Annotated in this window: 18 protein-coding genes; all 18 read left to right on the top strand. The window is 72.2% G+C overall.

What is annotated here, in order from left to right:
* The first annotated feature begins 98 nt into the window (after positions 1–98).
* The 18 genes from alaS (at position 99) to aroB (ending at position 21,893) form a co-directional block, all read left to right on the top strand.
* A complete protein-coding gene (gene alaS / locus AC1050_RS02695; protein WP_482385839.1) occupies positions 99–2,792 on the top strand; it encodes an alanine--tRNA ligase in 2,694 nt (897 codons plus the stop codon).
* 53 nt (positions 2,793–2,845) lie between these two features.
* A complete protein-coding gene (gene ruvX / locus AC1050_RS02690) occupies positions 2,846–3,409 on the top strand; it encodes a Holliday junction resolvase RuvX (protein ID WP_482385838.1) in 564 nt (187 codons plus the stop codon).
* Positions 3,406–4,572, top strand: a complete 1,167-nt coding sequence (gene mltG, locus AC1050_RS02685) for an endolytic transglycosylase MltG (RefSeq protein ID WP_482385837.1) — start codon at positions 3,406–3,408, stop codon at positions 4,570–4,572. Before ruvX ends, mltG begins: the two co-directional genes overlap by 4 nt.
* Positions 4,551–5,462 (top strand): shikimate dehydrogenase, encoded by a 912-nt coding sequence (locus tag AC1050_RS02680; RefSeq protein WP_482385836.1) that lies wholly within the window; start codon positions 4,551–4,553, stop codon positions 5,460–5,462. The genes mltG and AC1050_RS02680 overlap by 22 nt, the downstream gene beginning before the upstream one ends.
* Positions 5,463–5,605: 143 nt before the next feature.
* Entirely contained in the window at positions 5,606–7,276 is a 1,671-nt protein-coding gene (locus AC1050_RS02675) for a GspE/PulE family protein (protein ID WP_482385835.1), read from the top strand.
* A 112-nt stretch (positions 7,277–7,388) separates the two neighbouring features.
* Positions 7,389–8,978, top strand: a complete 1,590-nt coding sequence (locus AC1050_RS02670; RefSeq protein WP_482385834.1) for a type IV pilus twitching motility protein PilT — start codon at positions 7,389–7,391, stop codon at positions 8,976–8,978.
* A gap of 1 nt (position 8,979) precedes the next feature.
* Positions 8,980–10,209: a type II secretion system F family protein gene (locus AC1050_RS02665; protein WP_482385833.1), complete on the top strand. Its 1,230-nt coding sequence runs from the start codon at positions 8,980–8,982 to the stop codon at positions 10,207–10,209.
* A gap of 223 nt (positions 10,210–10,432) precedes the next feature.
* Entirely contained in the window at positions 10,433–10,864 is a 432-nt protein-coding gene (locus AC1050_RS02660) for a type IV pilin protein (protein ID WP_482385832.1), read from the top strand.
* A gap of 90 nt (positions 10,865–10,954) precedes the next feature.
* Positions 10,955–12,832 carry a type IV pilus modification PilV family protein gene (locus tag AC1050_RS02655; protein WP_482385831.1) on the top strand — a complete coding sequence of 626 codons (1,878 nt, stop codon included), beginning with the start codon at positions 10,955–10,957 and terminating at the stop codon, positions 12,830–12,832.
* Entirely contained in the window at positions 12,832–13,590 is a 759-nt protein-coding gene (locus AC1050_RS02650; protein ID WP_482385830.1) for a PulJ/GspJ family protein, read from the top strand. Before AC1050_RS02655 ends, AC1050_RS02650 begins: the two co-directional genes overlap by 1 nt.
* Positions 13,587–15,497, top strand: coding sequence for a hypothetical protein (locus AC1050_RS02645; RefSeq protein ID WP_482385829.1), 1,911 nt, complete (start codon positions 13,587–13,589; stop codon positions 15,495–15,497). Before AC1050_RS02650 ends, AC1050_RS02645 begins: the two co-directional genes overlap by 4 nt.
* 2 nt (positions 15,498–15,499) lie before the next feature.
* Positions 15,500–16,297, top strand: coding sequence for a prepilin peptidase (locus tag AC1050_RS02640; RefSeq protein WP_482385828.1), 798 nt, complete (start codon positions 15,500–15,502; stop codon positions 16,295–16,297).
* A gap of 100 nt (positions 16,298–16,397) precedes the next feature.
* A complete protein-coding gene (gene pilM / locus AC1050_RS02635) occupies positions 16,398–17,462 on the top strand; it encodes a type IV pilus assembly protein PilM (RefSeq protein ID WP_482385827.1) in 1,065 nt (354 codons plus the stop codon).
* Between the two features lie 38 nt (positions 17,463–17,500).
* Complete coding sequence (locus AC1050_RS02630) at positions 17,501–18,145, top strand: PilN domain-containing protein (protein WP_482385826.1); 645 nt, start codon at positions 17,501–17,503, stop codon at positions 18,143–18,145.
* A complete protein-coding gene (locus AC1050_RS02625; RefSeq protein ID WP_482385825.1) occupies positions 18,145–18,927 on the top strand; it encodes a hypothetical protein in 783 nt (260 codons plus the stop codon). Before AC1050_RS02630 ends, AC1050_RS02625 begins: the two co-directional genes overlap by 1 nt.
* A 92-nt stretch (positions 18,928–19,019) precedes the next feature.
* Positions 19,020–20,210, top strand: a complete 1,191-nt coding sequence (gene aroC / locus AC1050_RS02620) for a chorismate synthase (protein ID WP_482385824.1) — start codon at positions 19,020–19,022, stop codon at positions 20,208–20,210.
* Positions 20,211–20,217: 7 nt separating this feature from the next.
* The gene (locus tag AC1050_RS02615) at positions 20,218–20,772 is read left to right on the top strand and encodes a shikimate kinase (RefSeq protein ID WP_482385823.1); all 555 of its coding nucleotides are present in this window, start codon (positions 20,218–20,220) and stop codon (positions 20,770–20,772) included.
* On the top strand, positions 20,769–21,893 hold the full coding sequence (aroB, locus tag AC1050_RS02610) for a 3-dehydroquinate synthase (RefSeq protein WP_482385822.1): 1,125 nt from the start codon (positions 20,769–20,771) through the stop codon (positions 21,891–21,893). Before AC1050_RS02615 ends, aroB begins: the two co-directional genes overlap by 4 nt.
* Positions 21,894–21,958: the final 65 nt, after the last annotated feature.

The following is a 21,958-nucleotide window of genomic DNA, read 5'->3' as shown; positions in this document are numbered from 1 at the left end:
TGCACCCCGGTCGCGCGAGCGGGAACACCCCCGCCCGGCGCGACGCTGAGCACGAGGACGGCGGGGGGAACCCCCGCCCGCGAGATGACGAGGACACCATGCGCACCGCCGAGATCCGCCAGCGTTGGCTCGACTTCTTCGAGGCCCGCGGTCACGCCGTGGTGCCCTCGGCCCCGCTGATCTCGCCCGACCCGTCCACGCTGTTCGTGATCGCGGGCATGGTCCCGTTCATCCCGTACATGCTCGGCGAGCAGACCGCGCCGTGGCCCCGCGCCACCAGCGTGCAGAAGTGCGTGCGCACCCTCGACATCGAGGAGGTCGGCAAGACCACGCGGCACGGCACGTTCTTCCAGATGAACGGCAACTTCTCCTTCGGCGACTACTTCAAGGAGGGGGCGATCACCCACGCGTGGGAGCTGATCACCACTCCGCAGGACCAGGGCGGCTACGGCTTCCCGAAGGAGAAGATCTGGGTCACGGTCTACGAGACCGACGACGAGGCCGCGGACCTCTGGAAGAAGATCGCCGGCCTGCCGGACGAGCGCATCCAGCGCCGTGGCATGAAGGACAACTACTGGTCCACCGGTGCGCGCGGCCCCGCGGGCCCCTGCTCGGAGATCTACGTCGACCGCGGCCCCGAGTACGGCGCCGAGGGCGGCCCCGTCGTGGACGAGGACCGGTACATCGAGATCTGGAACCTCGTCTTCATGCAGTACGAGCGCGGCGACGGGGGCGGCAAGGAGGACTTCCCGATCCTCGGCGAGCTCAACCAGAAGAACATCGACACCGGCATGGGCCTGGAGCGCGTCGCGTTCCTGCTGCAGGGCGTCGACAACATGTACGAGATCGACGAGGTCTTCCCGGTCATCGAGGCCGCGCAGGAGCTGTCCGGCCGCCGGTACGGCGCGGACCACGAGGACGACGTCCGGATGCGCGTCGTCGCCGACCACGTCCGCTCCGGCCTGATGCTGATGGGCGACGGCGTCGTCCCGTCCAACGAGGGCCGCGGCTACGTGCTGCGCCGGCTGCTGCGCCGCGCCGTGCGCGCGATGCGCCTGCTGGGCGTCGAGACGCCCGCGCTGCCGACGCTGCTGCCGGTGTCCCGCGACGCGATGTCCCCGTCCTACCCCGAGCTCGCGCGCGACTTCGACCGGATCGCCAAGGTGGCGTACGCCGAGGAGGAGTCGTTCCTGCGCACCCTCGTCGCGGGCACGTCGATCCTCGACCTGGCGGTCAACGAGGCCAAGCAGACCACCACCGGCCCGAAGCCGCTGCTGACCGGCGACAAGGCGTTCCAGCTGCACGACACGTACGGCTTCCCGATCGACCTCACGCTCGAGATGGCCGCCGAGCAGGGCGTCTCGGTCGACGAGAAGGCGTTCCGCACGCTCATGCAGGCGCAGCGCGACCGCGCCCGCGCCGACGCGCTGGCCAAGCGGGCCGGTCGCACGGACACCGCCGCGTACCAGGACCTGCACGCGACGCTCAGCGGCTCGGGTGCCAAGCCCGTCGAGTTCGTGGGCTACGAGCAGGCCACCGCCCGCTCGCGCGTGGTCGGCCTGCTGGTCGACGGCGTGCCCGCGCCCGCCGCGACCGCGCCCGCGGACGTCGAGGTCGTCCTGGACGTCACGCCGTTCTACGCCGAGATGGGTGGCCAGCTGGCCGACCACGGCACGATCGTGCTGGACGGCGGCGCGACCATCGAGGTGGACGACGTGCAGGCGCCCGTCAAGGGCCTGCCCGTGCACCGCGGCCGGCTGGTCGACGGCACCGTGACCCTGGACGAGCCGGGCGTCGCGACCATCGACACCACCCGCCGCCTCGCGATCAGCCGCGCGCACACCGCGACGCACATGGTCCACAAGGCCGTCCAGGAGGCGTTGGGCGACACCGCCACGCAGGCGGGCTCCGAGAACGCGCCCAGCCGCGTCCGGTTCGACTTCCGGTCCGGCCAGGCCGTGCCCGCGGGCGTGCTGTCCGAGGTCGAGGAGCGGGTCAACACCCGGCTCCAGGAGAACCTCGACGTCACGGACGCGACCATGCCGATCGCCGAGGCCCGCGCGCTCGGCGCGATGGCGCTGTTCGGCGAGAAGTACGGCGACCAGGTCCGCGTCGTGTCCATCGGCGGCGACTGGTCGCGCGAGCTCTGCGGCGGCACGCACGTGCGCCGCTCCGGCGAGCTCGGCCTCGTCACGCTGCTCGGCGAGTCCTCGATCGGATCCGGCGTCCGGCGCGTGGACGCCCTGGTCGGCGACGGCGCCTACGGGTTCCACGCCAAGGAGCACGCGCTGGTGGGCCAGCTGTCCGGTCTGCTCGGCGCGCGCCCGGACGAGCTGTCCGACCGGGTCGCGTCCCTGATGGCCCGGCTCAAGGACTCCGAGAAGGAGCTCGCGGCCGTGCGCGCCGCGCAGGTGCTCGCTGCGGCGGGCTCGCTCGCGGCCGGGGCGGTCGACGTCGCCGGCACGCGCGTCGTCACGCACGACGCCGGCGAGGTCGCGGCGGACGACCTGCGCACCCTCGTGCTGGACGTCCGCGGCCGGCTCGGCGAGTCCGCGCCCGCCGTGGTCGCGATCGGCGGCGTCGCCAAGGGCCGGCCGGTCGTGGTGGTCGCGACCAACGCCGCGGCCCGTGCCGCCGGCGTCCGCGCCGGTGCGCTGGTCAAGACCGCGTCCGGCGTGCTCGGCGGCGGTGGCGGCGGCAAGGACGACCTCGCGCAGGGCGGCGGCGCCGACGCGACCCGCCTGCCGGAGGCCCTCGCCGGCATCCGCGACGCGATCGGGGCGGGCGCCTGATCCCCGGCACGGGTCCGGGGCCGTCCGACGCGGGCGCCCCGGACCCCGACGCCGTGGTGCGCGGGTCCCGGCTCGCGGTCGACGTGGGGTCCGTCCGGGTCGGCCTCGCGGCCAGCGACCCGGACGGCCTGGTCGCCACCCCGGTGGCGACGCTCGCCCGCGACACCCGGCCCGCCGCCGCTGGTCAGCTGCCCCAGGACGTCGCGCAGATCGTCGCCGAGGTCGCCGGACGGAGCGCCGCGGCGGTCTACGTGGGCCTGCCGAAGCACCTCTCCGGGACCGAAGGCGCTGCGGCCGAGTCCGCACGCGCGTACGCTGGGACGCTGGCGCAGGCTGTCGCACCGGTCCCGGTGCGTCTGGTCGACGAGCGGATGAGCACGGTGTCCGCCCATCAGGCGCTGCACGCGTCCGGCCGGTCCGGACGTCGTCACCGCGCGGTCGTCGACCAGGCAGCCGCCGTGGTGATCCTGCAGACCGCGCTCGACGCGGAGCGTTCCTCGGGCCGCCGGCCCGGCGAGCGGGTCACGGCGACCCGCCCGGACGACGCTCCCGCCGGGCGCCCGGGGGGTCCGCAGGACGCTGAGCAGGCAGGACACACGGAAGGGACGACCGAGTGAGCGACCTCTTCCTCGGGGCTCCGCAGCAGGAGCACCACGAGGCGCCCCCGCCCTCGCGACGCTCGCGCCGGGACACGCACGAGCAGAAGGCCCGGCGCCGCAAGCACAAGCGCCGCCGCACGTTCGTCGTGCTGCTGCTCGCGCTCGCCCTGGTCGGCGGCGCCGTGTTCGTCATGTGGAGCGTCGTCGGCGGCCTGTTCTCCGGCGACGGCGGCACCGAGGCCGGCGTGGAGGACTACCCGGGCCCGGGCAGCGGCGAGGTCCAGGTGACCGTCGCGGCCGGCGACACCGGCGGAGCCATCGGCGCGACCCTGGCCGAGGCCAACGTGGTCGCCACCGCCGGCGCGTTCACGAGCGCGTACGCCGCCAACCCCGCGGCCACCGGCATCCAGCCGGGCACGTACAACCTGCTGCAGGAGATGCGGGCGAGCGACGCGGTCAACGCCCTGCTCGACCCCGCGAACCGCGCCTCGTCGCGCGTCACCATCCCCGAGGGCTACACGGCGTCGCAGATCTACGAGCGCCTCTACGAGGTCACGACGATCCCCGTCGAGGACTTCGAGGCCGCCGCCGGCGACGCCGCCGGCATCGGCCTGCCCGCGGTGGCGGGCGGCAACGTCGAGGGCTGGCTGTTCCCCGCGACCTACGAGGTCGAGCCCGGTGCCACGGCGACGAGCGTGCTCGCGCAGATGGTGGGGCGGACCACCGCGCTGCTCACCGAGAAGGGCGTCCCGCAGGACCAGTGGGAGACGGTGCTCAACAAGGCGTCCATCGTCGAGCGCGAGGGCAAGCTGGACGAGGACCGGGCCAAGATCGCCCGCGCCATCGAGAACCGGCTGGCCATGCCGATGAACCTGCAGATCGACGCGATCAACGCGTACGGCCTCGGCATCCCCGGCACCGAGCTCACCAACGCGGACACCGGCAACGCGCAGCCGCCGTACAACCCGTACAACTCGTACAAGATCCCCGGCCTGCCGCCGACGCCGATCGCGTCGCCCGGCGAGGTGTCGATCGACGCGGTGCTGAACCCGGCGGACGGGCCCTGGCTGTACTGGGTCACGGTCAACCTGGACACCGGCGAGACGAAGTTCGCCGAGACGTTCCCGGAGCACCAGGAGAACGTCGACGAGCTGCGCGCGTGGCAGGCGGCGAACCAGTAGTGGCGGCGGGGCGCCGGGCGGCCGTGCTCGGCCACCCGGTCGCCCACTCGCTCTCGCCGGTGCTGCACCGCGCCGCGTACCGCGAGCTCGGCCTGACCGGGTGGTCCTACGAGGCCGTCGACGTCACCGAGGAGCAGCTGCCGGCGTTCGTGGCGGCCCTCGACGGCACCTGGGCCGGGCTCAGCCTGACCATGCCGCTCAAGCAGACCGTCATCCCGTTGCTCGACCACGTCGAGCCGCTCGCCGAGGTGGTCGGCGCGGTCAACACGCTGCTCGTGCAGCCCGGTGGTCGGCACCCGGTGCTCACCGGGGCCAACACCGACGTGCACGGACTCGTCGCGGCGCTGTCCGAGGGACTCGCCGCCGCGGGGGAGCCCGGGGCCGGGGTCGCGCGCAGCGCGGTCGTGCTCGGCGCCGGGGCCACCGCCGCCTCCACGCTCGCCGCACTGGCGCAGCTCGGCTGCACCACCCCCGTCGTGCACGTCCGGTCCCTCGGCCGCACGGGGGCTCTCGCGCGGGCCGCGCACCGCATGGGCGTCGAGCCGGTCTTCCGCCCGCTCGCCGAGGCCCTGCCGGCGGTGGCGCGCGCGGACCTCGTCGTCTCCACGCTGCCGCCGCGCGCCGGCGACGACCTCGCCGCCGCGCTCGCCGCGTCCGCCGACGCCGGGCCGCGTCCGGGCGCCGTGCTGCTCGACGTGGCGTACGACCCGCGGCCCACCGCGCTGCAGTCCGCCTGGCAGACTCGCGGCGGCGTCGCCGTGCCGGGGGAGCGGATGCTGCTGCACCAGGCCGCGGAGCAGGTCCGGCTCATGACCGGACGTCCCGGCCCCCTCGCCGCGATGGACGCCGCCCTGGGCGCCGCGCTCGACGGGACCGCCGCGCCCGTCTGACGCGGTCACCGGGCCAGTTCACCCCCTGTCACGACCCGTTCGGCCACTCGGGGGACCCGGGAACCTCATCTCACCCCGCGGTCCTGCCGATGGTCCCCTCGGGACAGGTTGCACCGACCTGCCCCGGAACGGAGGCACGGGGCGTGAAGCAGCTCGGCGAGATCCTGCTGGACGAGGGCCTGGTCAGCGAGGCGCAGCTGATGGCGGCGCTGGACGAGCAGATGGCACGGGGGCAGTCGCTCGGCCGGACGCTGGTCGAGATCGGGATCCTCACGGAGGGGCAGCTGGTCGCCGCGCTGGCGCGGCAGGTCGGCATGTCGTTCGTCGACCTGGACGAGTACCAGGTGGACCGGGCGGCCGTCTCGATGGTGCCCGCGGCGCTCTGCCGCCGGTACACCGTCCTGCCGGTGGGGTTCCAGGACGGCGCGCTCGTGCTCGCCACCGCCGACCCGGGCAACGTGGTCGCGGTCGACGACGTCCGCACCGTGTCGGGGATGACGGTGCTGCCGATCGTCGCGACGTACGAGAACCTCAGCCGCGCGATCGAGCGGTTCTGCCGCGCCGACGGCGAGATGGAGGACCTGTCCTCGGCGTTCCAGGAGGAGGCGAGGGTCGAGGTCGACCTGAGCCAGGTCGGCGACGTCGTCGAGGACGACGCTCCGATCGTCCGCTACGTCAACCTGCTCGTGACGCAGGCGATCTCCGACCGCGCGTCCGACATCCACATCGAGCCGTCCGAGCACGACCTGCGCGTCCGGTACCGGATCGACGGCGTCCTGCACGAGATGCAGCGCTCGCCCAAGCAGATCCAGGGCGGCGTCATCTCCCGCGTGAAGATCATGTCGGACATCGACATCGCCGAGCGGCGCAAGCCGCAGGACGGTCGCATGTCGGTCACGCACAACGGACGCAAGATCGACCTCCGCGTGGCGACGCTGCCCACCGTCTGGGGCGAGAAGATCGTCATGCGTATCCTCGACAACTCGACCGCGAGCCTGGACCTGCGTGACCTCGCGTTCCTCGAGCACAACTACGAGACGTACCGCGACTCCTACACGAAGCCCTACGGGATGATCCTGGTCACCGGCCCCACGGGTTCCGGCAAGTCGACGACGCTCTACGCGACGCTGAACGCGGTCTCCAAGCCGGAGATCAACGTCATCACCGTCGAGGACCCGGTCGAGTACCGCCTCGCGGGCATCAACCAGGTGCAGGTCAACCCGAAGGCCGGCCTGACGTTCGCCGGCGCGCTGCGGTCCATCCTGCGGTCCGACCCGGACGTCGTCCTGCTGGGTGAGATCCGCGACCACGAGACCGCGCAGATCGCCATCGAGGCCGCCCTCACGGGCCACCTCGTGCTGTCGACGCTGCACACCAACGACGCGCCCTCGGCCATCACCCGGCTCGTCGAGATGGGCATCGAGCCGTTCCTCGTCGGGTCGGCGCTCGACGCGGTGGTCGCCCAGCGACTCGCGCGCAAGCTCTGCAGCAAGTGCTGCGAGCCGTACACGCCCACCGAGACCGAGCTCATCGGTGCCCGGTTCCCGTGGGTGCCGGGCGAGCCGCTGCCCGAGCTGTTCCGGCCCGTCGGCTGCGTCACCTGCTCGCGCACCGGGTACCGCGGTCGCGTCGCGCTGCACGAGGTCATGCGGGTCACGGAGGAGATCGAGCGTCACGCCGTGGCCCGGTCGTCCGCCGCAGACATCGCCACCACGGCCCGGCAGCAGGGCATGATCTCGCTCCGCGACGACGGCTGGCAGAAGGTGGCCCTCGGCCAGACCTCCATCGAGGAGATCCTGCGGGTCGTCGCGTGAGCCCGAGGCGGCACGTCGGCGGCCCGGTGTCCTCAAGGAACCGGCCGCTGCGGCCGATGGTGGGGAAGCACACCCCGGGCAGCCGCCCGGGCCAGAACACGGAGGTGGCACGGTGACCGAGGCGTATCCCGGCGCGGGGGAGGACCGGACGCGCGCCCTGCCGCCCGTGGTCCCGAACCCGGTGTCCCCCCACCCCGGAACCCCGCCGGCCGGTGCCCCCCAGGCCTACGGCGCTCCGGCCGGGTACGGGTTGCCGCCCTACACCGGCCCCGGCGTCCCGGCCGCCGCCGCGCCGGTGCCGGCGGTGGCCCCGGCAGCAGCCGTCCCGCCGCCCGCCGCGGGCCTGCCCACCGGCTACGGCGGTCCGGTCGCTGCGCCGCCGGCGCCGTCCGGCTACGGTCAGCCGGCCCGTGCGCCGCAGCCGGCTGCCGCCGGCGCACCGCCGACCCGCGCCTCCATGCGGTCCGCCGCCGCTGCGGCTCCGGGGCCCGTCGCCGGTCCTCCGGCCGGCGCCGGGCCCAACGCCCGCTCCGGCATGGGCCAGGCCGCTCAGGAGAACGACCTGCGCCTCGACGAGGTCCTCGCCCGCATGGTCGAGCTCGGTGCCTCGGACCTGCACCTGACCAGCGGTGCGCCGCCGATGGTGCGCGCGTCGGGTGCGCTCGTCCCGCTCGAGGGCTTCCCCGTGCTGTCCGGCGAGCCGCTGCGCCGCACCCTCTTCGCGATCCTCACCCAGAAGCAGCGGGAGCAGTTCGAGTCCGAGCTCGAGCTCGACTTCGCGTACGCCCTGCGCGGGCACGCCCGGTTCCGGGTGAACCTCTACCAGCAGCGCGAGTCGGTGGGTGCCGCGTTCCGCGTGATCCCTTACGAGATCAAGCCGCTCGAGGAGCTCGGCGTGCCACCCGTCGTGGGCTCGTTCGCCGGCCTGCCCCGCGGGCTGGTCCTGGTCACCGGACCGACCGGATCGGGCAAGTCCACGACCCTCGCGTCCATGGTCGACCTGGCGAACCGGACCCGGTCCGACCACATCATGACGGTCGAGGACCCCATCGAGTTCCTGCACCGGCACAAGAAGTCGATCATCAACCAGCGCGAGGTCGGCGCGGACACCCACTCGTTCGCCGCCGCCCTCAAGCACGTGCTGCGCCAGGACCCCGACATCATCCTGGTCGGCGAGCTCCGCGACCTCGAGACCATGTCCGTCGCGCTGACCGCCGCCGAGACCGGTCACCTCGTCTTCGCCACCCTGCACACCCAGGACGCAGCGCAGACGATCGACCGCATCATCGACGTGTTCCCGTCGTACCAGCAGCAGCAGGTGCGTACCCAGCTCGCCTCGGCCCTCCAGGGGGTCGTGTGCCAGACGCTCTGCAAGCGGTCGCACGGCACCGGGCGCATCGTCGCCACCGAGGTCATGGTCGCCACCCCGGCCATCCGGAACCTGATCCGCGAGGGCAAGACGCACCAGATCTACTCCGCGATGCAGGCGGGCGCCCAGCAGGGCATGCACACGCTCGACCAGCACCTCGCCGACCTCGTGCGCGCGCACAAGATCACGTACGAGGTCGGGCTCGAGAAGTGCCACAACTCCGAGGACTACAACCGGCTGACCGGCCGGACCACCTCCATCAACCAGGGCGCCGCGTCCCTGCAGGGCGGCACGCCGACCACGCAGGGCTACGGCCAGACGGGACCGCGCTGACATGGCCGCGACAGAGCTGCGCACCTTCGAGTACCAGGCGCTCGACACCGGCGGGAAGATCCTCAAGGGCCGGATCGAGGCGCCGCACCAGGGCGCCGTCGCCGGCCGGCTCAAGACCATGGGCATCGCGCCGGTCGCGATCAACGAGGTGTCGACCAGCGGTCTCAACATGGAGATCAAGCTCGGCGGCGGGTCCGGGGTCAAGACGAAGGACCTGGCCATCATGGCGCGGCAGCTCGCCACCATGGTGTCCGCCGGCCTGAGCCTGCTGCGGGCGCTGTCGATCCTCGCCGACCAGACCGAGAACAAGGCCCTGGCCAAGATCCTCGGGCAGGTCCGGGGCGACGTCGAGACCGGCCTGTCGCTCTCGGCCGCGATGGAGAAGCACGCCGACGTCTTCCCGCCGCTGATGCTCAACATGGTCAAGGCGGGCGAGGTCGGCGGCTTCCTCGAGGAGGTGCTGGTGTCGGTCGCCAACAACTTCGAGGCCGAGGTCGCGCTGAAGGCCAAGATCACCTCGGCGATGACCTACCCGGTCGTCGTGTTCATCATCGCGATCCTCGCCGTGGTCGGGATGCTCATCTTCATCGTCCCCGTGTTCACGGCGATGTTCACCGACATGGGCGCCGAGCTCCCGATGGCGACCAAGGTCCTCGTCTGGCTCTCGAACGTGATGAAGTGGTCCGCCATTCCGCTGGCCATCGCCGTGGCGGTGTTCGCCTTCTGGTGGGGCAAGCACAAGAACGACCAGGCCGTGCGCGAGCGGACGGACCCGATCAAGCTGAAGATCCCGGTGTTCGGCGCATTGTTCCAGAAGGTCGCGATCTCGCGGTTCACCCGCAACTTCGGCACGATGATCCGTGCCGGCGTCCCGCTGCTGCAGGCGCTCGACATCGTGGGGGACACGAGCGGCAACGTCGTCATCACCCACGCGGTCAAGGACGTCCGTGACTCCGTCCGCACCGGTCAGTCGCTGACCGGCCCGCTGGCGCAGCACAAGGTGTTCCCGCCCATGGTTGTGCAGATGATGGCGGTCGGCGAGGACACGGGGGCGCTCGACACCATGCTGGACAAGGTGGCCGACTTCTACGACCAGGAGGTCGAGTCGACCACGGAGCAGCTCACGTCCCTCATCGAGCCGATCATGATCGTCGGCATCGGCTCGATCGTCGGCGGCATGATCGTCGCGCTGTACATGCCGATCTTCAGCATCTACAACGTCATCCAGTGACGTCCGGCGGACCGGCCACTCGTACGGGTGGCCGGTCCGTTTTGTCCTACGGCGGGCGGGTGAATCACGCCGGGGTCCTCAAGTAGTGCGGGGGGCTCACCGATGAAAGCAGTGCAGTGACACCCGCGGGTCCTTCGGGAGCCGCACTGGAAATGAAGCTGAACAATTCCCGGTCCGTACCGCTGAAGGGGAGCCTGACGTGCTCGCTCGCATTCGTAAGTCCATGGACGAGAAGGACAAGGGTTTCACCCTCGTCGAGCTCCTCGTCGTCATGATCATCATCGGCATCCTGGCCGCCGTGGCCATCCCGGTGTTCCTCAACCAGCGCGCCAAGGCCCGCGACACCTCGACGAAGGCCGACGTGTCGACCGTCGGCAAGGAGATCGCCACGTACTACGTGGACGGCACCGGCACCCTCACGGCGTCGGTCTCCGGCGGCGACCTCACCATCACGGAGACGGGTGCCGCGAGCACCTACACCGCCACGATCGCGCTCTCGTCCGGCACGGCACTGAAGACCAACGTCAAGAACATCGGTACCGGCACCACGCCGCCGATCGCGACCAACTGGTGCGTCGCGCTGACGAACCCGGACGGCCAGACCAAGGACTGGCAGTACTCCGCGCAGGGCGGCCTCGAGGCCGGCGACTGCTGATCGCCTGACTGACGGGGCGGGGGCGTGAGCCCCCGCCCCGTTCGCGTCCCAGCACCACCTACACCCAGCACGATCCCCGGAGGACAAGCGGTGACCTGGAGCCAGCGCCTGCTCGAAGCACGCGAACGCGACCGCGGCGCGAGCCTCATCGAGGTGGTCATCGCCTGCGTCCTGCTCGGCATCCTCTCCGCCGCCGTCCTGGCGGTGGTGCTCCAGACCCAGTCCGCCGGGGTGAACAACCGCAACCGGATCGCCGCTGCGAACCTGGCGGCCCGCGAGATCGACATGGTGCGCGCGGAGTTCCGGGAGACCTCCGGGGCACCGCTCGCGATCGCCGCCGCCGGCACCACGGTCAACAGACGCCCGCTCGGCAGCGCTGCCGCGGGTCAGCCGCTGGTCGTCGACGGCACTCCCTACACGGTCACCACGTCCGCCCAGTGGAACATCACCGGCGGCGGCGAGTCCGCCTGCGACGGCGGCGCGCTCGTCATCTACCCGACGCTCGGCGTGACCGTCACCGTGACCTGGCCGAACATGGGCGCGATCCAGCCCGTCGTCAGCAGCACGTCGCTCGCCCCCGAGAAGGGGACGGGCATCCCCGACACCGATTCCTTCGTCGCCGTGAAGGTGACCGACGCGGTGGGTGCCGCCAACCCGGGCCGCGGGGTCTCCGTGACGGGCGGCGGTGCCACTCGCTCGGGGACCACGGACGCGCAGGGCTGCGCCGTCGTCCAGGTCAGCCCCGCCGCGGGTCTCGGTACCGACTACAGCGCCAAGGTCACCGACTCCGGCTACGTCGACATCGCCGGCACCGCCAACCCGGCCAAGGTCGTGGGCCTCGTCGGGCAGGGACAGCTCAACAACAACGTCACGTTCCAGGTCGACAAGGCCGGGTCGGTGGCGCTGCGGCTCGTGGACGAGTCCGGAGCGCCGCTGGCGGCCTCGGCGGCGGGTGCGCAGATCACCCTGGTGGCGTCGGAGTCCTCGGGCACGACCAACCAGCGCACGGTGACGGCGACGGGACCGGTCACGACGGTGACCGGGCTGTGGCCGACCCGGTACGGCGCCTACTTCGGCACCACCGCGCCCGCCGCCGGTTTCCCCTTCCACCAGCTCACCCCCGGCGCGACGGTGACGATCGACGTCACCTACGCCGCTGCCCGGTGGGTGCTGACTGCGCTGCCGACGGGTACCACGTCGGTGTACGCCGGGCCGGTGGGCACCGCGAGCTGCACCGGTCCCGGCGTCCAGCCGGTCGACCCCGCCGCTGTGTCCCTCCTCCCCGGCACCTGGAGCTTCTTCGCCAGCGGACCGTCCTTCGACTGCTCCACCGGTCCCACGGGGATCGTGCTCGCGTCCGGCGACAACGGCGAGGAGATGTGGGGGCAGACGACGCTGCGCGTCAACAACGCCCCGGCGGGCGTGCTGTGGGCCGTGAACCGGACCAGGAGCGGCAACCTCACCGCCTGCCCCACCGGCACAGCGGCGGCCACGGCGGTGAACGTCGACGGCGCGCGCGCCGGCGCCGTCCCGATCGCCGCGGGCGACTGGTTCGTCTACGCGACGAACGGCGCGGCCGGCGGCGGTTGCGTGGGAACCCCGTTCGGGCAGTACTCGAAGGTCCTGAACTACGACACGGAGAACGTGCTGACCTGGACGAACCCTCCGGTTCCGTCCACGGTGACCGCCAGCAAGCTCGCGTCCGGCAGCCAGTACACGGTCGTCGCCTGGACGGGTGCGCAGCAGATGACCTGCACGCGGAGCCTGCCCGCCGGCGTCACCCAGCTGACCAAGACGGCCAACACGGCCACGACGGCCACAGGCTCGTTCGGCGCGGGGACCTGGCGGTTCTTCGTCCGGGACAGCGAGAAGGGCACCTGCACGTTCGCGGGCACGGTCGTCGTGAGCGGTGCAGGGACTCCCTACACCCTGCCCCTCAGCACCTCCAACCCTCTGACGGTGCGCTGATGCGCGCGCGGATCGACCGGGCGCTCGAGCGTCGGGACGCCGGCATGACTCTGACCGAGATGCTCGTCGTGATGCTCATCATGGGCATCGTCATCGCGGCGACCGTGTCGCTGACGATCACGATGAGCCGGACCACGGGCCAGACGATCGCCCGCCAGGACCAGGTCGACGCGGCCCGGGTCGGTGTCGAGCGCCTGAGCAAGACGGTGCGGACGGCAGTCCGTCCCGGTCAGCTGAGCGCCGACTGCGTCGACGCGTGCGCGGAGCTCAACGCGTTCCTGCAGGGCACGGCGACCGGGATGCAGTTCTACGCGAACCTCGACAACCCGGGAAACACCTACGGCCCCAGCCGGATCACCTACACGGTCGGGACCTCCGGCGCGGACAAGGGTGTGCTGATCGAGAAGGTCCAGCGCCCGAACACGAACGTGCCCGGTACGTCCGGCTACGTGTACTGCAACGCCGAGGCGGCGGGTGCCACAGCCGACTGCAGGTCCCGGCTGACGGTGCGCCGGGTGGCGTCGGGCGTGCAGACCACCGGGGCGCTGTTCAGCTACTTCGACATGGCGGGCGACCCGTTGATCCCGCTGGCCTCCGGACTGCCCGCCGACAAGCTGGAGCAGGTCCAGGCCGTCGAGGTGACCCTCACGGTGCGGAGCAGCAGCCCGACCGCGCCGCGCCCGACCACCTACATCCAGCGGATCACGCTGCCCAACGCCCTGGCGGCCGTCCAGGCCGAGGAGGACACCACACCATGACCAGCGAGCGGTGGACGGGAGTGCTGCGGAGGGTGCGCGGCGCGGACGACGAGGGCGCGGCGCTCGTGGTGGTCGTGGGCTCCATGCTGGTCCTCGCGATGCTGGCGATGACGGCGCTCGCCTACACGCTGAACAGCCAGAAGTTCGCGCGCTACGACCAGGACTACTCCGCGGCCATGGCTGCGGCGCAGGCGGGCGTCGACGACTTCATCAGCAGGATGGACCGCGACCCCCTCTACGGTGACGCCCTCGACTGCACGAACGAGGCGTGGCGCGGCTCCACGTCCGGCGCCAACCCGTGCGGGTGGACGACGACGACGCCCGCGGGGTGGCTCCCGGTCGAGCCCGGCGCGAGCGGGGCGAAGGACGCGTACTTCCACTACTCCGTGGACGCGTCCCTCAAGCGGTCCAAGGGTTCGGTCTTCCTCACGGCCACCGGTCGGGTCGGGGACGTCTACCGGACCATCCAGACGACCGTCGGCAAGGGTGGCTCGACCGACTACGTCTACTACACGGACTTCGAGTCCGCGGACCCCTCCAACGTGCAGGCGTACTCACCCAGCGGGGCCACGAGGACGCAGTGCGGCGCTGGCGGCTACTCCAACGCCAAGTACTTCTGGCAGGGCCGTACCGATTGCACGGAGATCACCTTCATCAACAGCGACGTGCTGGACGGGGCCGTCTTCACCAACGACTCGATCCTGAGCTCCGGGGCGACGTTCAAGGCGGGTGTCGAGACGGCGAACCCGAACTGCAAGAACGCCGGCACCGGCGCCAGCTCCTGGAACCAGTACTGCCTGCGCACGGGCAGCACGGCCAACTTCAACTCGATCAAGCCCCAGTACGCGGCGCCGAAGTACCTCGACGACAACTCGGCGGCGTTCGCGACCAACCCCGGCTGCCACTACTACGGCTCGACCCGGGTCATCTTCAGCGCCGACGGCAAGATGACGGTCTGGAACAAGAAGTCGGTCAACGGCAACCGCGCCCCGGTCGCGATCGCGCCACCGGGCGGCACGGCGCCGGCGTGCGGCACCCTGGACCAGCTCGACCAGGCCAGCGGCGCCACGTTGAACGTGCCGACCGAGATGGTGATCTACGCCGCAGGCTCCGGGACCGCGAACCGCCAGTGCTACGCCGAGGAGATCGGCGGCAAGTCCGGTGCTCGGCTGCCCCTCGGGACCTACTCGGAGGCGACTCCGGCCTCGCCGAGCGGCAGCGGGCAGCAGTACACGTACGACGTGAACATGCGCGAGACGACCAAGTACTGCGGGCAGGGCAACCTGTACGCGGAGGGCATCCTCAAGGGTCGGGTCACCCTCTCGGCCGAGCAGTCCATCGTCGTGACGGGCGACCTGCTCACCGCGTCGAACCTGGCGACGGGGTCCACCGACATGATCGGCCTGGTCGCGACGAACTCGGTCGAGGTGTTCCGCCCGCGGATCGCCACCGTCAGCTCCGACCGCGAGTGCCTGAAGACCTCGGGCTCGGGTTGGAACCAGTACTGCAGCTCCTACGGCCCGTGGAAGTGGAAGGCACCGGAAGGCGAGGACGCGGTCTCCGGCTGGCCGGTCCGGTACAAGGCACCGACCGCGACGTCGATCGAGCCCCCGAGCGGTATCCAGATCCAGGGTTCGATCCAGACGCTGCAGCACTCGTTCCTGGTGCAGAAGTACGCGGCGAGCGGCGGCAACGGGATCCTCCAGGTGCGCGGCTCGATCGCCCAGCGCTGGCGTGGCGCGGTCGGCACCGGGTCCGGACCCGGGATGACCGGGTACAGCAAGCTCTACCAGTACGACACCCGTCTGCAGCTGGACCGCCCGCCCTACTTCCCCACCTGGGCGAACTCGCAGTGGTCCCTGCGGTACAGCGGCGAGATCAGCACGCCCGCGAACGTGCGGGGCTAGCCGTGCTCCCTCTCGTCGTCGTCCTCGCGACGTTGGTGGGTGTCGCCGTCGGCTCGTTCCTCAACGTGGTCGTCTGGCGCGTGCCCCGGGACCAGTCGGTGGTGAGTCCCGCCAGCGCGTGCCCGCGGTGCGGGCACGCGATCCGCAGCCGGGACAACGTACCCGTGCTGTCCTGGCTCGTGCTTCGCGGCCGGTGCCGGGACTGCGGCGAGCCCATCGCGGTGCGGTACCCCCTCGTGGAGGCAGCGACAGGCGTGCTCTTCGCGCTCGCCGCCTGGTGGTGCTGGGCGCAGGACGTGCCGTGGCTGCTGCCCGCGCTCGCCTACCTTGCTGCGGTGTCGATTGCCCTGGCACTGATCGACCTGGACGTCCACCGGCTTCCGGACGCGATCGTCCTGCCTTCGTACCCGGTCTCCCTGGCGCTGCTGGCGCTGGCGAGCTGGGCGCCCGGCGGCGAGCCGGACTGGGGTGCGCTGCTGCGGGCGGTGATCGCCGGCGTGGCGTTCCTGTCCTTCTACGCCCTGGTCCTGGTGGTCTACCCGGCCGGCATGGGGTTCGGCGACGTCAAGCTCGCGGGCGTCCTCGGGCTCTACCTCGGGTGGGTCGGCTGGGGAGCGGTCCTGGTGGGCTGGTTCGCGACCTTCCTCCTCGGTGGGCTCTTCGCGGTGGCGCTGCTGCTGCTGGGCCGCGCGCGGAAGGGCACGGGCATCCCGTTCGGCCCCTGGATGCTGCTCGGCGCGGCCGTGGGCATCGCAGCGGGAGAACAGCTCTGGAGCGCCTACCTGGGCTTCTTCGCCTGAGAGCCACCCGCACGGCGGCTCAAGATCCCGCGTCCCGGGCCGATGACATCAACAGCGTGCCCAGCGGCGCGTCCAGCACGACCTGACAGGAGACGGCCACGTGGCAAAGACCCGGGTGATCGGGCTCGACATCGGCACCACGGGTGTCCGGGCGGTCGAGGTGGAGTTCGACAACGGCGGTCCCGCCAAGGGGGCGCCGGGACGTGTGCTGCGTGCGGGCTTCGTGCCGCTGCCGTGGGGCGCGGTGCACGACGGCGAGGTCGCCGAGCCGGCGACGGTGGCATCCGCGCTGAAGCGGCTGTGGGCCGAGGCCAAGTTCACGACGAAGGAGGTCGTGATCGGCGTCGGCAACCAGCGGGTGCTCGTCCGCGAGCTCGACATGCCGGCGCTGCCCCCGGCCCAGCTGCGCGCGGCGCTGCCCTTCCAGGTGGAGGGCCTGATCCCGGTGGCCGCGAGCGACGCGCTCCTCGACTTCTTCCCGATCAGCACGAGCGACGGCGCCGACGGGCCGCAGCTGCACGGCCTGCTGGTCGCTGCCACCGCCGAGACGGTGGTCGCGAACACCCGGGCCGTCGAGATGGCCGGTCTCGTCCCGACGATGGTGGACCTCAACGCTTTCGCGGTCGCCCGGATCCAGGCCCGGTCGGGCTTCGGCAGCGGCGTCATCGCGTTCGTCGACATCGGCGCCCGCGTCACCAACCTGTCGATCGTCGTCGACGGCCACCCGCGGTTCGTCCGCATCCTGCCCTCCGGCGGCCACGACGTCACCGAGGCGCTGTCGAGCACCCTCGACATCCCGCAGCAGGACGCCGAGCGCCTCAAGCGCGAGGTCGGCATCGGCCTGGCGTCCGCCCAGGAGGACCTCACCGCGAAGCAGATCGTCGCCGAGGTGACGACCGGCCTGGTCGACTCCATCCGCAACACCCTCGTCTACTACGCGAGCAGCAACCCCGGAGGAGCCGTGCAGCAGATCGTCCTGTCCGGCGGAGGCGCGTTCCTCCCCGGCCTCGGGCAGTACCTGGCGAGCGCCGCTCGTGTGCAGGTCGTGGTCGGTGAGCCCCTGGCCTTCATGCCGCTGGCCAAGGGCGTGGACCCCCGGTCGCTCGGCGCCGACCCCGCGACCTACGTGGTCCCGCTCGGCCTGGCGATGGGGGTGGCGGCATGAGCGTCGTCAGCCCCACGCGGCGTCCCGAGGCGGTTCCCGTGAGCTCCTGGCCGCAGGTCAACCTGCTGCCCGGGGAGGTCACCCAGGGTCGTCGGCTCAAGTCCATCAAGAGGCTGCTGCTCGCGGCGCTGCTGGTCGTGGTCCTGATCGCGACCCTCGCATACGCCGGCGCCCTGTGGCTCGCCAACTCGGCCGCAGCAGAGCTGGAGGCCGCGCAGGCGGAGACCGCGCGGCTGCAGAGCGAGAAGGAGCAGTACGCCGAGGTCCCCGTGGTGCTCGGTGCCATCAGCCAGGGCGAGTCCGCGCGCCAGCAGGGCATGTCCTCGGAGATCCTCTGGCCGGACTACCTCGAGGCGCTCCGCGCGGTGACGCCCACCGGTGTCTCCTACGACTCGATGGTCGTCACCGTCGGCACCCCCGGCCAGGCGTACACGGGGAGCACGAATCCTCTCGCGGCGCTCGACACGATCGGGCAGGTGTCCTTCACCGCCCGGTCGACGACCCTGCCGGACACGGCGTCGTGGATCGAGGCGATCGAGGGTGTCAAGGGCATGAGCGACCCGTGGTTCTCGTCGGCTTCGCTGACCGAGGCCGACGGTGTCATCTACTACCAGGTGGAGGCCACCGTGGACCTCCTCCCGTCGGCCCTCTCGGGCCGGTTCGAGCCGGAGGTCGACCAGTGATGCGCCAGGCGAGTGCCAAGGTCTGGATCGGGGGCACCGCGTTCCTGTCCGTGCTGCTGCTCGCGGCGGCGTGGTTCCTGCTCGTCGACCCCGTGGTCGCGCGGGCGGCGGACGACACCGCCTCCGCCGCGGCGCAGCGGGACCAGAACGACCTGCTCGAGATGGAGATCGCACGCCTGGAGGAGCAGTTCACGCACCTGGCCGAGTACCAGGCCGAGCTCGAGGCGCTGCGGCTCCAGATGCCGGTGACCGGTGACGGAGCGAGCATCAGCCGCGAGCTCCAGAGCCTGGCGGACACGGCCGGCGTGACGATCCTCAACGTGGCTCCGAGCGTGCCGACGCCCTTCGTCTCGTCGGTGCCGGCGGCTGCGGCCGAGCCGACCGAGGAAGCCGGAGTGGAAGGTGCCGCGACGAGCGAGGACGCGGCGATCTCCGACTCGGCCGCCCCGGTCACGGACGGCACGGTTCCGGGGTTCTACTCGGTGCCGATCACGCTGACGTCGCTCGGCACGTACGACGCCTCGGTGGCGTTCCTGCGCTCGGTGCAGGAGGACGCGAGCCGGCTCTACCTGGTGTCGTCCATCCAGGCCACCACGCAGGAGGCGGCCGGCGCGAACGGTGGTCGTCCGGCGACCTCGCCCGGTGACATCGAGCTCGTCATGACCGGGTACGCGTTCGTCCTCGTGGACGGTGCGGCGCAGCCCGTGGACCCGACCCAGGTCCCGGAGGAGTCGGTCCCCGTCCCCGGCGGCGAGGCGAACCCGTTCGCCCCGGGGCGCTGACCCGGCCACCGCAGTACCGCACCACCCGCGCCCCGGCCCACGACGTGGACCGGGGCGCGGTCGCGTCCCCGTGACGTGAAAGACTCCGCACCATGCTCCGTTGGTTGACGTCCGGTGAGTCGCACGGCCCCGCCCTGGTGGGCGTGCTGGAGGGCCTCCCCGCGGGGGTCGAGGTGGACTCCTCCCACATCCGCGAGGCCCTGGCCCGCCGCCGGCTCGGCTACGGCCGCGGCGCGCGGATGAAGTTCGAGCAGGACGAGGTCCGCGTGCTCGGCGGCGTGCGCCTGGGCGAGTCCCAGGGCGGCCCGGTCGCGATCGAGATCGGCAACACCGAGTGGCCGAAGTGGGTCGACGTCATGTCGTCGGACCCGGTCGACGACCCGGAGAAGCTGAACCGCGCCCGCAACGCCCCGCTGACGCGGCCCCGCCCGGGCCACGCGGACCTGGTCGGGATGCGCAAGTACGCGTTCGACGACGCCCGTCCGGTGCTCGAGCGTGCGTCGGCGCGCGAGACGGCGGCCCGCGTCGCGCTCGGCACCGTCGCCGCCCGGTTCCTCGAGCAGGCCGCCGGCATCCGGCTCGTCTCGCACGTGGTCGGCATCGGCCCGGTCGCGGCCCCCGACGACGCCGCGCTGCCCACCCCGGACGACACGGCGGCGCTGGACGCCGACCCGGTGCGCTGCTTCGACGCGTCGACGTCGGCGGCGATGGTCGCGGAGATCGACCAGTGCCACAAGGACGGCGACACCCTGGGCGGTGTCGTCGAAGTGCTGGTCTACGGCCTGCCGTCCGGGCTCGGCTCGTACGTGCACGCCGACCGCCGGCTGGACGCGCGGCTCGCCGGCGCGCTGATGGGCATCCAGGCGATCAAGGGTGTGGAGGTCGGCGACGGCTTCCGCACCGCCACCCGCCGCGGCTCGCAGGCGCACGACGAGATGGAGCGGGACGCCGACGGCGTGATCCGCCGCCGCAGCAACCGCGCCGGCGGCATCGAGGGCGGCATGACCAACGGCGAGATCCTGCGCGTGCGCGCGGCCATGAAGCCGATCTCGACGGTGCCGCGCGCGCTGGACACCGTGGACACGTCGAGCGCGGAGCCCGCCAAGGCCCAGCACCAGCGCTCGGACGTCTGCGCGGTGCCGCCGGCGGCGGTGGTCGCCGAGGCGATGGTGGCGCTGGTCGTCGCGGACGCGCTGCTGGAGAAGACCGGCGGTGACTCCGTGGGCGAGGTGCGGCGGAACCTGGACGCATACGTCGCGGCGATCCCCGACCTGCTCCGGTGAGCGCCCGATGATCCTGCGCCCCCGCGTCGTGCTGGTCGGCCCGCCGGGCTCGGGCAAGTCGACGGTCGCCCTCGCGCTCGCGCGTCGCTGGCACCTGACCCCCCGGGACACCGACGGCGACGTCGAGCGCGTCGCCGGCAAGTCGGTGTCCGACCTGTTCGTGGAGGACGGCGAACCGCGGTTCCGCGAGCTCGAGCGCGACGCGGTCCGGGTGGCCCTGGTCGAGCACGACGGCGTGCTCGCGCTCGGCGGCGGCGCGGTGCTGCACCCGGAGACCCAGGCGGCGCTGGCGGAGTACCGCGCGGCCGGCGGCGTCGTGGTGTTCCTGGACGTCAGCCTGCGGCACGCCGCGCCGCGCGTCGGGTTCAACCAGTCGCGGCCGCTGCTGCTGGGCAACCCGCGGGCGCGCTGGCAGCAGCTGATGACGGAGCGCCGGCCGGTGTACGAGGCGGTGGCCACCGTCGTCGTGTCGACGGACGGCATCACCCCCGCGGAGGTCGCGGGACGGATCGAGGAGGCGCTGGCGGACCAGCGCAGGGACGACGACGAGGCGGGACGATGAGCGGGACGCGCACGGTCGAGGTGCGGGGCGAGTCGCCCTACGAGGTCGTCATCGGCCGCAACCTGCTGGGCGAGCTGCCGCGGCTGCTGGGCGACGGCGTCCGCAAGGTGCTGGTCATCCACCCGGCCGCGCTGGCGACGACGGCGGACGCGGTGCGCGAGGACCTGACGGCGCACGGCTACGAGGCGCTGCTCGCCGAGGTGCCGGACGCGGAGCCGGCCAAGTCGGCGCAGGTCGCGGCGTTCTGCTGGCAGGTGCTCGGCCAGGCCGACTTCACGCGCAGCGACGCGATCATCGGGCTGGGCGGCGGCGCGACGACGGACCTGGCGGGCTTCGTCGCCTCGACGTGGCTGCGCGGCGTGAAGGTCGTGCACGTGCCGACGACGCTGCTGGCGATGGTCGACGCCGCGGTCGGCGGCAAGACCGGGATCAACACGGTCGAGGGCAAGAACCTGGTCGGCACGTTCCACGCGCCCGCCGGGGTGCTGTGCGACCTCGCCGCGCTGGAGAGCATGCCGAGGCACGACTACGTGGCCGGCCTGGCCGAGGTGGTCAAGTGCGGGTTCATCGCCGACCCGCGGATCCTCGAGCTGGTCGAGGCGCACGCCGCCGAGATCACGGACCCCGTGGCCGCCGCGGGGTCGGAGGTCGTGGCCGAGCTGGTCGAGCGCGCGGTGGCCGTGAAGGCGCGCGTCGTGGGGGAGGACCTCCGCGAGGCCGGGCTGCGGGAGATCCTCAACTACGGGCACACCCTCGGCCACGCGATCGAGCACGTCGAGCGCTACTCCTGGCGGCACGGCGCGGCCGTGTCCGTCGGCATGGTCTACGTCGCCGAGCTCGCGCGGCTCGCAGGCCGGCTGGACGAGTCCGTCGTCGCCCGGCACCGGGCGATCCTCACCAGCCTGGGACTGCCGACGACCTACCGCGGGGACCGCTGGGACCAGCTGCACGCCGCGATGCGCCGCGACAAGAAGACCCGCGGCGACCTGCTGCGGTTCGTGGTGCTGGAGGACGTCGCCCGGCCGACGCGGCTCGAGGGGCCGGACCCGACGCTGCTGGTGGCGGCGTACGCCGAGATCGCCGAGGGCGCGGCGGCGCCCCGTGGGCTCTCCCTCGGCTGAGCCCACAAGCCGCTGAGTTTGTACCACCGCTTACAAGCCCCAAGGCTTGTGTCCTCGGTTACCAG

This window comes from Cellulomonas sp. NEAU-ZC6, assembly GCF_056844425.1.
The sequence above is the reverse complement of the archived record's forward strand: the minus strand, read 5'-3'. Positions and strand labels throughout refer to the sequence as shown.

Bases quoted from the DNA above. Each gene is read 5' to 3' on its own strand.
- alaS (WP_482385839.1), top strand. From the start codon at position 99: ATGCGCACCGCCGAGATCCGCCAGCGTTGGCTCGACTTCTTCGAGGCC.
- AC1050_RS02665 (WP_482385833.1), top strand. From the start codon at position 8,980: ATGGCCGCGACAGAGCTGCGCACCTTCGAGTACCAGGCGCTCGACACC.
- AC1050_RS02660 (WP_482385832.1), top strand. From the start codon at position 10,433: ATGGACGAGAAGGACAAGGGTTTCACCCTCGTCGAGCTCCTCGTCGTC.
- AC1050_RS02650 (WP_482385830.1), top strand. From the start codon at position 12,832: ATGCGCGCGCGGATCGACCGGGCGCTCGAGCGTCGGGACGCCGGCATG.
- AC1050_RS02645 (WP_482385829.1), top strand. From the start codon at position 13,587: ATGACCAGCGAGCGGTGGACGGGAGTGCTGCGGAGGGTGCGCGGCGCG.
- AC1050_RS02625 (WP_482385825.1), top strand. From the start codon at position 18,145: ATGCGCCAGGCGAGTGCCAAGGTCTGGATCGGGGGCACCGCGTTCCTG.
- aroC (WP_482385824.1), top strand. From the start codon at position 19,020: ATGCTCCGTTGGTTGACGTCCGGTGAGTCGCACGGCCCCGCCCTGGTG.
- AC1050_RS02615 (WP_482385823.1), top strand. From the start codon at position 20,218: ATGATCCTGCGCCCCCGCGTCGTGCTGGTCGGCCCGCCGGGCTCGGGC.
- aroB (WP_482385822.1), top strand. From the start codon at position 20,769: ATGAGCGGGACGCGCACGGTCGAGGTGCGGGGCGAGTCGCCCTACGAG.